The 13,498-nt window shown below is 60.1% G+C and carries 10 protein-coding genes and 1 pseudogene; 6 read left to right on the top strand and 5 right to left on the bottom strand.

The window, feature by feature from the left end; all coding sequences use genetic code 11:
• Window positions 1-3 precede the first annotated feature (3 nt).
• The 3 genes and pseudogenes from N3C12_14350 to N3C12_14340 form a co-directional block, all read right to left on the bottom strand.
• Window positions 4-741 (bottom strand): nucleotidyltransferase family protein, encoded by a 738-nt coding sequence (locus N3C12_14350; protein MCX8073607.1) that lies wholly within the window; start codon window positions 739-741, stop codon window positions 4-6.
• 312 nt (window positions 742-1,053) lie between these two features.
• Window positions 1,054-1,767, bottom strand: a pseudogene (locus N3C12_14345) (lysyl oxidase family protein).
• A 131-nt stretch (window positions 1,768-1,898) separates the two neighbouring features.
• A complete protein-coding gene (locus tag N3C12_14340) occupies window positions 1,899-3,578 on the bottom strand; it encodes a hypothetical protein (GenBank protein ID MCX8073606.1) in 1,680 nt (559 codons plus the stop codon).
• Between the two features lie 104 nt (window positions 3,579-3,682).
• On the opposite strand from N3C12_14340, the gene N3C12_14335 reads away from it, so the two are divergent.
• The 4 genes from N3C12_14335 to N3C12_14320 all read left to right on the top strand — a co-directional run bounded on the left by N3C12_14335 (window position 3,683) and on the right by N3C12_14320 (window position 8,032).
• Complete coding sequence (locus N3C12_14335) at window positions 3,683-4,696, top strand: 2-dehydropantoate 2-reductase (protein ID MCX8073605.1); 1,014 nt, start codon at window positions 3,683-3,685, stop codon at window positions 4,694-4,696.
• The gene (locus N3C12_14330; GenBank protein MCX8073604.1) at window positions 4,659-5,126 is read left to right on the top strand and encodes a Mov34/MPN/PAD-1 family protein; all 468 of its coding nucleotides are present in this window, start codon (window positions 4,659-4,661) and stop codon (window positions 5,124-5,126) included. The genes N3C12_14335 and N3C12_14330 overlap by 38 nt, the downstream gene beginning before the upstream one ends.
• Window positions 5,127-5,269: 143 nt before the next feature.
• Window positions 5,270-6,451: an acyl-CoA dehydrogenase family protein gene (locus N3C12_14325; protein MCX8073603.1), complete on the top strand. Its 1,182-nt coding sequence runs from the start codon at window positions 5,270-5,272 to the stop codon at window positions 6,449-6,451.
• A 30-nt stretch (window positions 6,452-6,481) separates the two neighbouring features.
• Window positions 6,482-8,032, top strand: a complete 1,551-nt coding sequence (locus N3C12_14320) for an acyl-CoA synthetase (protein MCX8073602.1) — start codon at window positions 6,482-6,484, stop codon at window positions 8,030-8,032.
• Window positions 8,033-9,299: 1,267 nt separating this feature from the next.
• Here the strand turns inward: N3C12_14320 and N3C12_14315 are convergent.
• Complete coding sequence (locus N3C12_14315; protein ID MCX8073601.1) at window positions 9,300-9,461, bottom strand: hypothetical protein; 162 nt, start codon at window positions 9,459-9,461, stop codon at window positions 9,300-9,302.
• Here N3C12_14315 and N3C12_14310 point away from each other — a divergent pair.
• Together N3C12_14310 and N3C12_14305 are read left to right on the top strand one after the other, a co-directional pair.
• On the top strand, window positions 9,411-9,791 hold the full coding sequence (locus tag N3C12_14310) for a lysophospholipid acyltransferase family protein (protein MCX8073600.1): 381 nt from the start codon (window positions 9,411-9,413) through the stop codon (window positions 9,789-9,791). The two genes, N3C12_14315 and N3C12_14310, sit on opposite strands and share 51 nt — an antisense overlap.
• Window positions 9,792-10,499: 708 nt before the next feature.
• Window positions 10,500-12,149, top strand: coding sequence for an FG-GAP-like repeat-containing protein (locus N3C12_14305; protein MCX8073599.1), 1,650 nt, complete (start codon window positions 10,500-10,502; stop codon window positions 12,147-12,149).
• Between the two features lie 70 nt (window positions 12,150-12,219).
• Here the strand turns inward: N3C12_14305 and N3C12_14300 are convergent.
• A partial coding sequence (locus N3C12_14300; GenBank protein ID MCX8073598.1) for a molecular chaperone DnaK occupies window positions 12,220-13,498 on the bottom strand: 1,279 nt, incomplete at its 5' end.

Below are 13,498 nucleotides of genomic sequence, written 5' to 3'. Positions count from 1 at the left end.
GCATTAAGCTGGATAGTGTTCGTCGGCGAAAGCAAGAGCTTCTGGCGTGCCAACATCGCTCCAAAAGCCGAGGACCGGTAAAGCATAGACCGGATGCCCGTCTTGAATCATAAGATCGACGGCCTGAGGCAGTTCTCGTTCCCCTCGCGGTGACACCGGTGCCATTTGGGCGTATGTGAAAATGTCCGGGGAGTAGATCCCCACCCCGGCGTTGTTCCACCGGGTGGTGGAGGTACCGCGGGCAGGCTTCTCGACAATGCGTTGGACTCTGCGGTCGGCATCCAAATACACCGCAGCCCCCTGGCACGGATCCTCTACTTCGTTAACCGCCATCCACGCGGCAGCTGGTTGGGCGGCAAATGCGCTTGCAAGCTCGCGGTAGCTATCTTGCGAGACCAGCACGTCGCCCCAGGACAGGAAGAAGGGTGCGTTTATTGAAGCACGCACAACAAGTAGTGCGTCAGCGGTTCCTCGAGCCTCAGGCTGCCAAGCGTATTCGATTTTTAGGCTGAGCCTCCGACCATCACCTAAGGCGGTCACAATTTGCTCTCCCAAATACCCGACAACGACAAGGACGCGCTCCACTCCGGCAGACCTAAGGCCGAGGAGAATGTGTTCCAAAATTGGCTTACCGCGGACATGGAGGAGGGGCTTCGGTCGATGGCGAGTGAGATCGCCCATTCGTTGGCCGCGACCGGCAGCTAAGATCACAGCAGTCACGGGGTTCGGGGTCGCTACCACAACTCAACGCCGATAACGGCGAATCGGCGCTGCTAGGGATCCTAACGATTAACCATGCGGACCCGGACGGCGCGGCGGTCGCGGGGGGCGCGTTGGGCGCGATGGACGCGGAGCTCTCGTCGGGCGAGGGTTAATTTGGGGCGGAGCCGTGGGTGTTGGTGTCGGCTGAACCGTCGTGGTTCGTGTTGGCGTTGGGGGCGGTGGTTGAGGGCACGCGGGATCCGTCGGCACCGGGAAGTTGCCGGTTCGGGCAGGCACCGTAATGGGCACGAACCCAGCGTTGGAGGCGTAATCATCACGCTCTTCCAATAAGAGGTCGTCGGGATCTGCAACGTTCACTAAGTAGTATTGCCCCGGCGGTACGCCACCGTCGGTCCGACAAATGTCAAGCTCGATGTATTGCTCGGGGTAGAAGTCGTCGTACACGTCGGCCCATCCTGGCGAAATTCCCTGAATGCCCTCCTGCACGCTGCAATTCGCGAATACCTGCCGGGTGCCGTCATAAAACCCTCGCACAGGCTCGATATCGATCAGGCAGAAGGAGATCTTGCTCGCTCGTGCGACGATGGGACCGGTGTACGGATCATCTTTCCGGAGCAAGTACTCTGCGAAGTCGTTCACGTGAAAGTGATTGTGACTTTTGTGGAACTCAAAGCTTCCCGCGTCTTTCGTGCACGTTGTTCCATCACTGCGGCGCACGATCTGTGTGGCTTTGGTCACTGGACCGTAAGGTGTGTTCACGGTTTTTCCTTCGATGATTAATGGCCCCTTGCCGATGTTGGCGATTTTGGTCGTGAAGTAGAGTCGGCGCGCGCCTTGTCGCTCGGCGACCCGTGCACGAGTGGGCGTGAGGGCTTGCAAATCCGGCTTGAGGAGGCGCGGATCCCCTGGCTCGCAAGGCTCGCCGTAGGAAGCCTGTCCGGCGATCAGGACTGCTCCAGCCAACAAGACGGTAGCTTTCCGTGTCCAGCACAAGGCCACGCTTCTTCCCTCCCTAACCAAAAAACAGCCGTGATGCGGTTCCATACTCCGGATTCCGACAGATTGGCAAGGGGCATTTTGGGCAGGTTGACGGCTTCGACGTTCGCCGGTTAATACTCCTTCCCCTGAGGTTCCTTCCCCCGAGGTGCGATTCTCTACGAATGCTGAAGGCTTCCTTAGGGCTCGCGCGTTCTTAAGAGCTGCAGGATTCGTCTACGCAGTGCCTGTTGTTCGGCTGCTGAACGCGCCCCGACCCACTGATCGATCCAAATAGGGTCCACGCCGTGACGAGCGGAGAACTGCCGCGCGAGCTCTCGTAAATCTTCTGAATGCGGGACAAAGCCGAAACCCTCGAAGTAAGCTTCTGCGGCTGCCACAGGGTCGCCGAGTTGTTCCTGAGCGAGGGCCAAATGAGCCCAAGCCAGATCGTCTGCACGGTCAGCGGCAAGTGCCTGTCGCAAGTAGTCTCGTGCTCTTTCGAAACGGCCGGTCAGTCGCTCGGCAATCCCAGCATTGGCGAGAAGGGCAGGGACCGCGTACGTTTTGACCTTGTACGGATCAGCGAAGGCAAGCCAGGCGGCACCGGCGACCGCGACCCCTGAGAGCAACACCTCGCGCGTTGGATGGCGGAAGCAAGGGCGTTGCGTGACACACGCGATACAGTGACCAGCGAGGATGAGCAGGAGGGGAGCTAGGGGCAAACGAAATCGACCGTTGGTGAAAAAGACGGTACAGACGAACAGCGTCCCAGCCGCCACGAACGACAGAGGAGTCAGAGCTTCAGACCATTTACGGCGGATCAAAGAAAAAACGAGCCCAGCAGAGGCAAGCATCAAGACTGCCCCAAAGGAAACCGGAAAGAGCGGCAAGCGGAAAAGCCAGCTGTAGCTCTGTTGCCAGTCAACATCGCTCGTATTCGGTAGTTCGCGGTCTACAAGCGTCCATCGGAGCTTCTTCCACGCCAACGCGACTGCCTGAAACGGGTAGGCACGCCAAAATGCAACCGCTTCCCGTAAGAACCACCAGTCCGTCGTCACCGGATCGTTGTGCGCCTCTGCGCGTGCCCGATCGGCCGCGGCTCGAAGAGCTGCAGGGGGAAACGGGTTCACTCCATCGGCAAACGGGTTGTTGCCGAGCCACAGGTTGAGACCAACTCCTGTGGTATATGGCACGGGACGCCCAGCGACGAGAGATGTGGTGAGTGTGATCCCCAGCCAGCCGATCGCCAGAGGAAGAAGCAGTCGTTTGGCCGGTTGCCGTTGACCGCGAAACGCAAGCCAAGCCGCGTATGCAACAACGGCAAGGAGGAACTCGACCCGGAGGGCGCTGGCGACAAGGAACAGAGCGCCAGCGAGCAGCCACGAGTGCCGAACGCACGCGACGAGGGCGGCGGTAAGAGCGGCAAGAGAAAAGGTCGCAGGCAATAGTTCACCAGTAAAAAAGATCGACGGGCCGTAGGCCGCAGCGACGAGCCCTGTCGACCACGCCCAACGCATGGATCCAACTTGGCCAGCCAAGCTCGCGAGGAGTACGCACTGCATCGCATCGACCACCGCCTGAACGATGCGCACGTGGAGCGGATCAACGCCCCCAAAATAGTAGATCGTGGCCATGAGATACGCGTACGCGGGCGGTTGGTCGTGGGGAGGAGAGGGAGCTGTGCCGTTCAGAATTGCCTGCGCCCAAGTATGGTATCTAAGTGCGTTCGTCTGCAGAATAACACTGGCAGGGCTATCGATGATCGACTGAATGTATGCCAGCCGAAGCGACAGTGCCGCAGCAAACACAGCGACCAGTAGCAGCGCCCAGGCGCCAGCCCTTGTGCGAGATCGTGCTGTAGCACGGGGGCGTCTCATGGTCGCGGCTCTGTAATGTTGTGGCGGCGTTGGGACAACCCGTTCTTCGTCCACGCAGATGCGATGACAGATCGTGTTAGCCTCTGTTAAAAAGTTCGGTTTGTATGGCGGATGTCCTCGTTCTTGGCGCGGGCGCGATCGGGTCGGTGTTCGGCGGTCTTCTGACAAAAGCAGGTCATAACGTCACGCTCCTGGGCCGGCCGCCGCATATGGAGGCAGTGCGGAAGGCAGGGCTCTGGATCCGAGGCATTTGGGGACAACATCGCTGCTGGCCGTCGAGGGTGGTCACCTCGCCAACGGAGTTGCGGCACAAGTTCGACTTGGTCCTGGTTACCGTCAAGAGCTACGACACTGCTACTGTTGCGCCGCTCGTGCCGAACTGCACCGCTGATCCCGGTTGGGTAGTGTCCTTGCAAAACGGTCTCGGCAACTTGGAAACACTTTCTGCTCATGTGGAGCCGCGCCGCCTTCTTGGCGGTCGAGTCATCTTTGGCGCGCGGATAGTCGAGCCTGGGACCGTGGAGGTCACCGTGTGCGCAGAGCCGGTTCGTGTCGGTCCGTTTCTCAGAGAGGAGGTTTCAGCAAAAAAAGCAGCCGAACATTGGGCTGCGGAATTCGAGCGGGCGGGTATTCCTGCAGAGCCCTGCGCCTCGATCGAGGCTGAGCTTTGGGCCAAGGTCTTTTACAATGCCGCCTTGAATCCGCTGGGCGCCTTGCTGGGATGTACGTACGGGTTGCTTTCAGAGAATGCGGAGACCCGGGCGATCATGGACCGCGTCATCGATGAGGCCTTTGCGGTGGCTAGTGCTGAACGGGTCGCGTTACGGTGGGGCAGCGCTGAGGAGTTTCGGCGGGAGCTTTATGCTGTGCTCGTTCCGCGGACCGCGGCGCACCGCTCTTCGATGCTGCAGGATCTGGAGCTCGGGAAGAGAACGGAAATCGAGGCGATTAACGGGGAGGTTTGCCGGCGCGGCGCACGTTACGGCGTGCCAACGCCCTTCAACGAGTTGCTCACGCGGCTGCTCTTGGCTGCGGACGCAACAGCCCGAGCTGGGCAGACGCAAAGAAGGTGGAGCTCTAATGGTGCACCTAAGGCACGAGGTTTGGGAACGGATTAAGGAGCATGCGGAGGCAACGTACCCCGAGGAATGCTGTGGCGTGGTCACTGCCCGCAGCGGCGTGATGGAAGTTGTGCCCATCACCAATGTGCAAAACGAACTGCACGCGCGCGACCCGGAAACCTTTCCCCGGACCGCGCGCACTGCCTATAGTATGCGCTATGAGGAAGTCGCCCCATTATTAGAGGAGGCTTACCAGGGCCGGCTCGAGCTTGTGGCGTTTTACCATTCTCATCCGGATCACGAAGCATACTTTTCGGCTGAAGACCGAGCTGCCGCGTCGGGGTGGCTAGACGATCCAAACTACGCGCGCGCCGCACAGATCGTTGTATCGGTGCGCGAGGGCAAAGTTGCCGGCGCAAAGGCGTTTGCGTGGAACGCGGCGCGGCAAGAGTTCGAAGCCACGCTGTTACGCATTGAAGACCAATAGCGAGCGCGGGTGTGCGCTCGGGAAGACGTAGGGACCCCGTCGCACCCAGCCAAATCAGGCTGGTGCGAGAGCCGCGGATGCCGGTTGGGAACTTTGTACCACAGTATTGACAAACAAACGTTCGTTGGGAAACTACCGTGCGTATGGATTTTGCGTTCTCAGCCGAAGAGCTCGCGTTTGCCGCTGAGGCGCGGGAGTGGCTGGAACGCCACCTTCCGCAGTCGTGGCGGCGCGGCCATTTGTGGACGCGAGCGGACGACCCGATGTGGGTCGAGATTGCGCGCGAGTGGCAGCGCAAGTTGTATGAGGGTGGATGGGCGGCGATCAGTTGGCCCAAGGAGCTCGGGGGGCGTGGTGCGACGGTTGTGGAGCGATGGCTATTCGAGGAAGAACTAGATCGCGCTGGAGCACCGCGACCCATTGCGAGCAGCGGCGCTGTGGACCTCATCGGTACTGCGATTTTGCGTCATGGCACCGAGGAGCAAAAGAAGCGATTCATCAAGCCACTTTTATCCGGCGAGGAGCTGTGGTGCCAAGGGTTTTCGGAACCGGGAGCGGGTTCGGATCTCGCGTCTCTCCGCACTCGTGCCGAACGGCACGGCAGTGAATTCATTGTCAATGGTCAGAAGGTATGGACGAGTCACGCTGACCTGGCCGATTGGTGCTTCCTGCTGTGCCGGACGGAGCTAGACCAACCGCGTCATCGAGGCCTCAGTTTGCTCCTGGTGGATATGCACTCGCCAGGAATCACCGTGCGGCCCTTGCGGCAAATGACCGGAGATGCGGAATTCTGCGAGGTATTTTTCTCCGACGTGCGCGTGCCCACCGATTCCCTAGTCGGCCAGCCCGGGAAGGGGTGGGAGATTGCCATGGGGATCCTGGCCCATGAGCGGGGGCCTGTGTGGACGTTTACGTTCCAACGGAAAATCCGACGAAGCCTGTACCATGCTGTAAGCGTCGCCCAGCGGCGTGGCCTGACAGCGGACCTGTTGACGCGACAACGCCTCGCCCAGGCGTGGATCGAGGTGAAACTTTTAGAGCTGGTGGGCTACCGCAGCATCACGAAGCTGAAACGAACCGGCGCTCCGGGGGCAGAAAGCTCCATAGAAAAGATTCTCGGCAGCGAAACCGATCAGCGCTTACAAGAGGTCGCGACCGCCGTGTTCGGAGCGCTTGGATTGGGCGCAGCTCCTAGTTGGGAAACAGAATGGCAACGTACCGCGCGCGAATACCTGTATGCTCGGAGCGAAAGCATCATGGGCGGTACCTCGGAGATCCAGCGCAACGTCATTGCGCAGCGTCTTCTCGGGCTGCCGCGTCCGTGATTGCTGTCATATTGTCGGGAGGAACAAAGTATGTCGGACTACGGATTTTGGCGTTTTGCTCAACGGAGACCCGATCAGTTGGCTCTCGTGGAGCCGGATGGGAGGCGCTGGACTGCAGGAGAGCTCCTCGCGCGAGCCAATCGCTTGGTTCACGGGCTTCGCCGAGAGGGGATGGAAAAAGGGGACTGCCTGGCCGTTGTTTTGCCCAACAGTGCGGATATGGTCGCGCTCTATCTGGCCGCCGGGCAAGCGGGCTGGTACTTAGTTCCCATCAACAACCACCTAACCGGATCCGAAATCGCTTACATCCTGCAGGACTCTGAGGCCAAGGTCTTCGTAGCCTCCGAACGGTTTGCCAACGCCTGTGTTGTTGCAGCTGACGAAGCCGGAATCGATAAGCGACGATGTTTTGCTCGAGGCGCCGTAGCAGGATTTCGCGGGATCGATGAGTTAGAAAGTGGTCAGCCGGACTCGCTTCCCGATATGCGAACTGCCGGCCAGGTGATGAATTACACCAGCGGCACTACCGGCCGACCAAAAGGGGTCCGCCGACCACTTTCGCCCTACGACCCAGATACAGTGTTCTCCATGTATGCATGGTTTTTGGCCATGTTCGGCATTCAGCCCGAAAACGACAACGTGCATCTCACGGGCTCCCCACTGTATCACACCGCCGTATTGCTGTTTGCGGGCGCTTCGCTTCATTTTGGCCATGCGGTTGTCTTGATGGACAAATGGACGCCTGAAGGTTGCCTGGACATCGTGCAACGTTACCGCACCACCACTACGCACATGGTTCCGACACAGTTCCACCGCTTGCTGGCGCTCCCCGATGAGGTGAAGAAGAAGTACGATGTGTCATCTTGGCGCCATGTAATTCATGCTGCCGCCCCGTGCCCGGTCGACATTAAACGCCGCATGCTCGAATGGTGGGGACCCGTGATTTACGAGTACTACGCGGCTAGCGAAGGAGGCGGAACTATCGTTACTCCGGAGGAATGGCTGCGCTACCCTGGTACAGTTGGTCGCGCATGGCCCGGGGCGGAAATTCGCATTTTGGATGACGAGGGACATGATTGCCCACCGGGCGTTCCAGGGACTGTCTACATGAAGCTTGGCCAAGCGGACTTCGAGTACCACAAAGACAAGGCTAAGACGGAAGCCAACCGACGCGATGGCTACTTCACAGTTGGCGATGTCGGCTACCTTAACGAAGAGGGTTATCTCTTCCTTTGCGATCGAAAAATCGACATGATCATTTCGGGCGGGGCGAACATTTATCCTGCTGAGATCGAATCGGTCCTGCTAACGCACCCGAAGGTTGCAGACGCTGCCGTGTTCGGGATTCCAAATGACGACTGGGGCGAGGAGGTCAAAGCCGTGATCGAACCAGCCCCAGGTGTAGAAGCGGGCCCAGCCCTTGCTCAAGAAATTCTGACCTTTTGTCGCGAGCGCTTGGCGGGTTATAAGTGCCCGCGGAGCATTGACTTCATTGACCAAATGCCACGTGATCCTAATGGAAAACTGTATAAGCGGAAGCTGCGCGATCCTTATTGGGCGGGCCGCGAACGAAAGATTTGAGCTAACACCGCGCGCAACTCACGGTAACAAGATAGCGCTGGTCTGAAACCGCCACTTAGGCTACTTGATGCCACTCCTGCCATGTAAGACGTGTAGGCCAAGAGGCGCTCCGTCGTGGGATCCACCTGCACCTTTGGCCGTGTGGTAAAGAAGGTCAAGTGTGGTGCCCGCCGCAGTTAGACGACGAATACTGCCTGTCTTAGAAGCAGGCGGGAAGCGAGACTGAAAGGAGATAGAACGTAAATCCTGCTTCCAACCGGCGCGTCGGGCTCAATACCGGGCCACAACTGCGTTAGTGCGCGGGGTATCGAACTCCTGAGCTACTCCACACCACCGCAAGGTTGATCGCGAGTGGAAGAGCCGGAGGGCTATTCTTGGCCGGGCCTGGCAGAACGCTGACAGAGGATGCGACGCTGCTTCATCAAGGAAGGCGGAACCGGGGGCGAAGCGATCGAAGGGCTTGGGTAACGCGCCCTGGCCGATTCGAACGGCCGACACTAAGACTCCCGCAGCTATCGCGCACCGACACAAGTCTGATACCAGCTGAGTGGGCGCGGCTTTGGCACCTTACCCAGGGCATAGATCGGAGATGAAGCTCACAGTGGATGAGCGCTGAGTGCGAGAAGTTTACGCACGTGAGCCTGAGAAAACCGCCGCAGACTGCGGAGCCGAATTTCGCCGCGATGTGGAAAGCTACCTCTCCCTGGAAGCCATCGAAGCGGTGGTGGTGCCTGGACCACTGCACCTTTTGCCGAATGCAGGGGTGCACTCCTGCGTGGCCTTCGGAGCCCATCAGGAGGCTCCCGCGACTCGATGGCCGAGGCAGTTGTGCACGTGGAGCAAAGGGGGATGAGCGCCCGGTGGTCGTGGACGGGCTCTGGGAGCGGCGTCCCCCTCCCCGCAGCGAAGGATTCGGTGAGGTGAGTGATGCGTAAGGAGAGAGGTCGGATTGGCCTTGCGCGTTTCTTCGACCGCATTTGACGGGCAGGCACCATCCACTACGCAGCGAAGGTGAACAGAGTGGAGCTGTTGCTCTTTGCGGAAACGGAGGGCGGGGGATTTACGCTCAAGCTGGCTTCCGCCCGGGCAAAGTGGGGACAAGGAAGCTAAAGACGACATCCCGTTCTCCCGACGGAGGGTCGCTCCAGGGCCACAGCAGTTAACGTCAATAACGAATGGTAAAAGATCGAAGCGGCTATCGCCAAGCATAGCGTGCGTCGGTCAGCTCGGGAGCCTGGGGCCGTTTCGACCGAAAAGCTGCCAAGGCTCAAAGACGTTGTAACGTACAGTCGAAGATATCGAACGATGGCGTGAGGCAATCGCGGGTGCGACCAAGAAAGGACTCATCGTACTTACAGCGCATTTCGGGAATCGGGAGCTGCTCGCCTATGCGCATGGGTTGATGGGTGTGCCCGTCACGCTGATTCATCGCCCTATGCGGAACGGCTTGGTCAACCATTGGCTCCTGCAATGGTGGTCGCGCGGGGGTACGCGCTGGATCGAGAAGAAATCCGCAGCAAAGCAGGCCATCAAAGTACTGAGACGCGGGGGTATCCTCGCCATCCCCGCCGACCAGAATCAACGGTACAGCTTCGGCGTACTTGTCGACTTCTTCGGTCTTCCCGCGTGTACGACTACCGGACCGGCGCGGCTGGCGAAGCATTCGGGCGCGCAGATTGTGCCGGTTTTTTTGCGTGGAGTAGGGGAGAGTGATCAGCACGTGGTGGAAGTGCTTTCCCCCGTGGAACTGGTCAACTAGCAGAGACGCACACGGGAAAATTTGCGTGGTCGCTGTGCGAAGCGGTCTGTGGCCCAATACCAGGCGCCATCACATGCGCCACGGAGTTCGCGGGAGCTTCGCCAGCAGCACGATTCTCATGCTTTCTATGACCTGTCCGTGTCCGAAGAGGTACCACAGCAAGGGAATTGCATAAGCCAGACTTGACATGAGTATTAGAAAGGAATATGCGCGGGGCTGCGTACGAGGTTCCAATGCACCAGCCCCAGGTGGGCAGCGAGGTAGGAGTTCAATCGAGCGGCGATCATGTTCCCTTCATCTCTTCCGATCCGAACCACCGCGGCCGCAAGTGTCACCATGAGCATCCTAGTTCGACTTGCGCACTGACGGTCGCGCTTTGCGCGAACTGTTTTAAGGCTCCCTACTCACGCGGGAAGGATCCCCCAGGTGAGTGCGTTTGACGACGCCGAGGGCCACAAGCGCTATTTGCTGGTTTGGCGTTTGGAGGAGGCCATTGCCGCACTGGAGGAGGAAGAACGTGGCTAGCGAAAAGGGGAGAGCTGCGGCACAATGAAAGGCGCGGTGCGTTGTGCGCGAATGCCGCCTAGTGGAGAGTTGTCCGATCCCGGCGAGATGCACGCCTGGGGGCCTGTAGCTTGCCGGGGGCGGGAAGGCTCTGCGCATCGTTTGGGGGCCGTCGTGCGGCGGGGGTGCGGTTGGTGTGTTGCGGTGGTGGCATGGGTGGAGGTGCTCGCGGCTGCAGTCGGCGCAGCGGTGTGGTGTCAGGGTGACTGTAATGAAGATGGGGTGGTGAGCGTGGAGGAGCTTGTGCGCGGCGTGCGCATGGTGCTGGGCGAGGAGGAGGTGTTGCCGTGCTTTGACGAAAATGGCGACGGCGCGGTGACGGTGAACGAAGTGGTGGCTGCGGTGCGCCGTGTGTTGGAGGGGTGTCCGCGCACTCCCACGCCCACTTCGACGCCGACGGCGCCTGTAGCGCCATTTTGCGCGGCGGTGCGCACGGCCGAGGCTGCTGGAACCCCGGCGCCAAAGCCGCTCAAGTTCAAGGCTGTGGACACGGATTGCACGCGGCCTGGGTGTTTTGGGCTTTGGTGGCCGCTGATCGTGGCGGACTGGAACCACGATGGGCGTGCGGACTGGATTGGAGACGGAGTGGGGGTGCGCTTGAGTCGGGGCGATGGCACATTTGAGGAGGCGGTCACGTTGGGGGAAGGTGGCGTTCCCATTGCGGCGGGTGACCTGGACCGCGACGGCCGGGTCGACCTTATAGCTCTTGCCGGACATACGCTTGTTCTGCTGTTTGGGGGCGAGGGTATGGCGCCGCGTCGCATCGAGCGTATCCCCCTTGGCGCAGTGCCGGTCGAGGTGGCGCTGGTGGATGTAAACTGCGACGGTTGGCCGGATGTGGTTACGAAGAATTGTACTAGCGAGCCACAGCCGGAGTTCATCTCCACGCTGTTGTCGACAGGTCCTGGTACGTTCGTGCGTGGACCTGGTCTTGTCACGCCACCGACGCAGTCGATGATGCCGGGCTTTGCCGTGGCGGATTTGAGTGGCGAGGGGTTTGCTGATCTTCTGCTTCTTAGCTCCTCGACGCCACAAGGAGACGAGGCTTGCTGTTGGTGTTTTAGACTAGGGGCGTCACGTGCCTATGGACCCACATTGCTTGGGCTTGCGTACGGGCGGGAGTGTGGGCGCTTGCTTCCCGAAACCCCTTCGCCCGCTGAGTCCTTCCAGTGGCTGCGCATATTTGGGTTTGCCCCTGGGGGAATGGCCACAGGGGATCTCAATCATGATGGCCGTGTGGATGTGGTGGTGACGAACAGGCTCGGCGAGGATATGGCCCTGCTGCTGAATCAAGGGGGTCATTTCGCCCCGCGGAGGCTCCTTTCCGTTTGGGAGCCTATCGACCCGCCGGGCACACCGACACGCACGCCCACACCCACGCCGCCGAACTATGTCAGCCCCACGCCCACTACCACCAACTCGCCGACACGCACGCCAACGCTCCGCTATACTCCAACACCGTACGGCACCCCACCGCCGCCCGACAGCAAACCTGCCGAGGCTGCCGTGGGCGACCTCAACGGCGACGGGTTCCTCGACGTAGTGACATCCGCTTATGGCGGCGCGGCTGTGTTCATCGGCGATGGCAGAGGGGACTTCTGCGTGGCGCAATGGGCGTACGGAACTGGCTTTCCCATCCTGGCGCTTGCCCTGGCTGACGTCGATGGCGATGGGCTCCTCGATATCGTCATGACCGCCCAAATCTCGCCGCGCCTTACGGTTCTCCTCAATCGCACTGTACCAACTTCGCAGGGTATCAAGGCGGCTGAGGAGCCAAAGGTGCGCAAGCCGTGAGGGGCTAGGCGGGGTTCGGGATTCCCGGCCCGGGCCTGGGGATGTGGGGAGGCGGTTTAGAATTCGAGTGTCAGGAGGCGGCGGTGTCTGCGGACCACACTAAACCGACCGGGAGCGACTCGTCGAGGATGCGGGCACGTTCGGAAGTTTCGATAGGCACAGCCTCGCGGAGGAGCCGCACGACGCCTCGGTTGCTTCCGTGGCTCTCGAGCCAGCTCGCCAAGCGTTCGCGCAAATCGTGGGGCAAATCTCTTTCCCTATCGCCGACACAGCGGGCGAGTTGCACCAACGCAAAGGCAACGGCGTCCCCGCGCTCGCAGCGCGCACTTGCAAGGCTTCCTGCCCACACAGCAGCTTTTGCTGCGCGAACTACACAGTTCAGCGGGCCGTACATGGGAGCCCGAGCCCCCAGGCGGCCTAACGCCCAGATTTCTACTGCGGTTGCCTTTCCCCGCACGACGTGTGCGAGCAGAGCGTCTCCGAGTTCCTCTTTTTGCTCGGCAGTGAGCAGCTCACAGCTTGCCACAAGTTGCCAGTACTCCCGCACCTCCTGAGGACCAACCTTAGGCAGCTTTTCGCGTTTCTTTTGCAAGCGCGACAGCAGATAAGGCGAAACGTCATTGAAGAGTTGCTGTTGCTGGGTGCGCTGCAAACCGCCAGCTACACGTTTCCACAAATTCCACCATTCGGCGCGCACCTGAATAGACTTGGCAAAACGGATGCCTTCGGAGCGCAAGCGCCACAAACGGTCCACACGCACGGGATCGCCTGGGGCCCCGAAACCGGGACGGAGAAAAAAACCCGCCAGGTTATACCAGCGCGCTTCGTGCTCGGGCGACATTTTCCTTGCTTCCCGTCCTTCCCACAGCACATCCCACGCCTGCCGCAGGAAAGAAAGCGGCCAAACGTCCTTTCCTGCACCGAGGAGTTCTTCGAGTTGGCGCACGACCCGCACCGGATCGGCGCAGCTGGGTCCGGACAGCGGGAAGGTTGCTTCCAACAACGCAAGTGCTTGGGTTGCTTGTTCCGCGCCGATGTTGAGTTCGCTTGCCTCAGCTGTGGACTGCGTTTGCGGCAAGTTGGTATTCCGCAAATCAAATTGTAAGCGCCAGCGATGGGGCGTCGTGCGGGAGATACACCAAAGCTCCAGAGTGCCAACCTCGGTGAGGCGCACGGCTAGGTGGACCGGGATCTCACGGGCCTCAAGCTTCTTGCCAAAACGTAGAACGGTACGGATGGGAGGGAGTGCTGACACTTCATCGCGCCGTAAGAGTACGATCGATCCCGTCGTGTCGCCCGAACGCACAGACGAGGCGAACAGGGGAAAACTGACGGCACGGTTCGTAATC

The sequence above is a fragment of the Candidatus Binatia bacterium genome (assembly GCA_026415395.1).
Classification (GTDB): Bacteria; Desulfobacterota; Binatia; order HRBIN30; family HRBIN30; genus HRBIN30.
This window is presented reverse-complemented; position numbering and strand designations above follow the sequence as displayed.

Excerpts from the sequence above, each read along its gene's own strand:
- N3C12_14330 (MCX8073604.1), top strand. The coding sequence starts at position 4,659 with ATGGTGCACCTAAGGCACGAGGTTTGGGAACGGATTAAGGAGCATGCG.
- N3C12_14325 (MCX8073603.1), top strand. The coding sequence starts at position 5,270 with ATGGATTTTGCGTTCTCAGCCGAAGAGCTCGCGTTTGCCGCTGAGGCG.
- N3C12_14335 (MCX8073605.1), top strand. The coding sequence starts at position 3,683 with ATGGCGGATGTCCTCGTTCTTGGCGCGGGCGCGATCGGGTCGGTGTTC.
- N3C12_14320 (MCX8073602.1), top strand. The coding sequence starts at position 6,482 with ATGTCGGACTACGGATTTTGGCGTTTTGCTCAACGGAGACCCGATCAG.
- N3C12_14340 (MCX8073606.1), bottom strand. The coding sequence starts at position 3,578 with ATGAGACGCCCCCGTGCTACAGCACGATCTCGCACAAGGGCTGGCGCC.
- N3C12_14315 (MCX8073601.1), bottom strand. The coding sequence starts at position 9,461 with ATGAATCAGCGTGACGGGCACACCCATCAACCCATGCGCATAGGCGAG.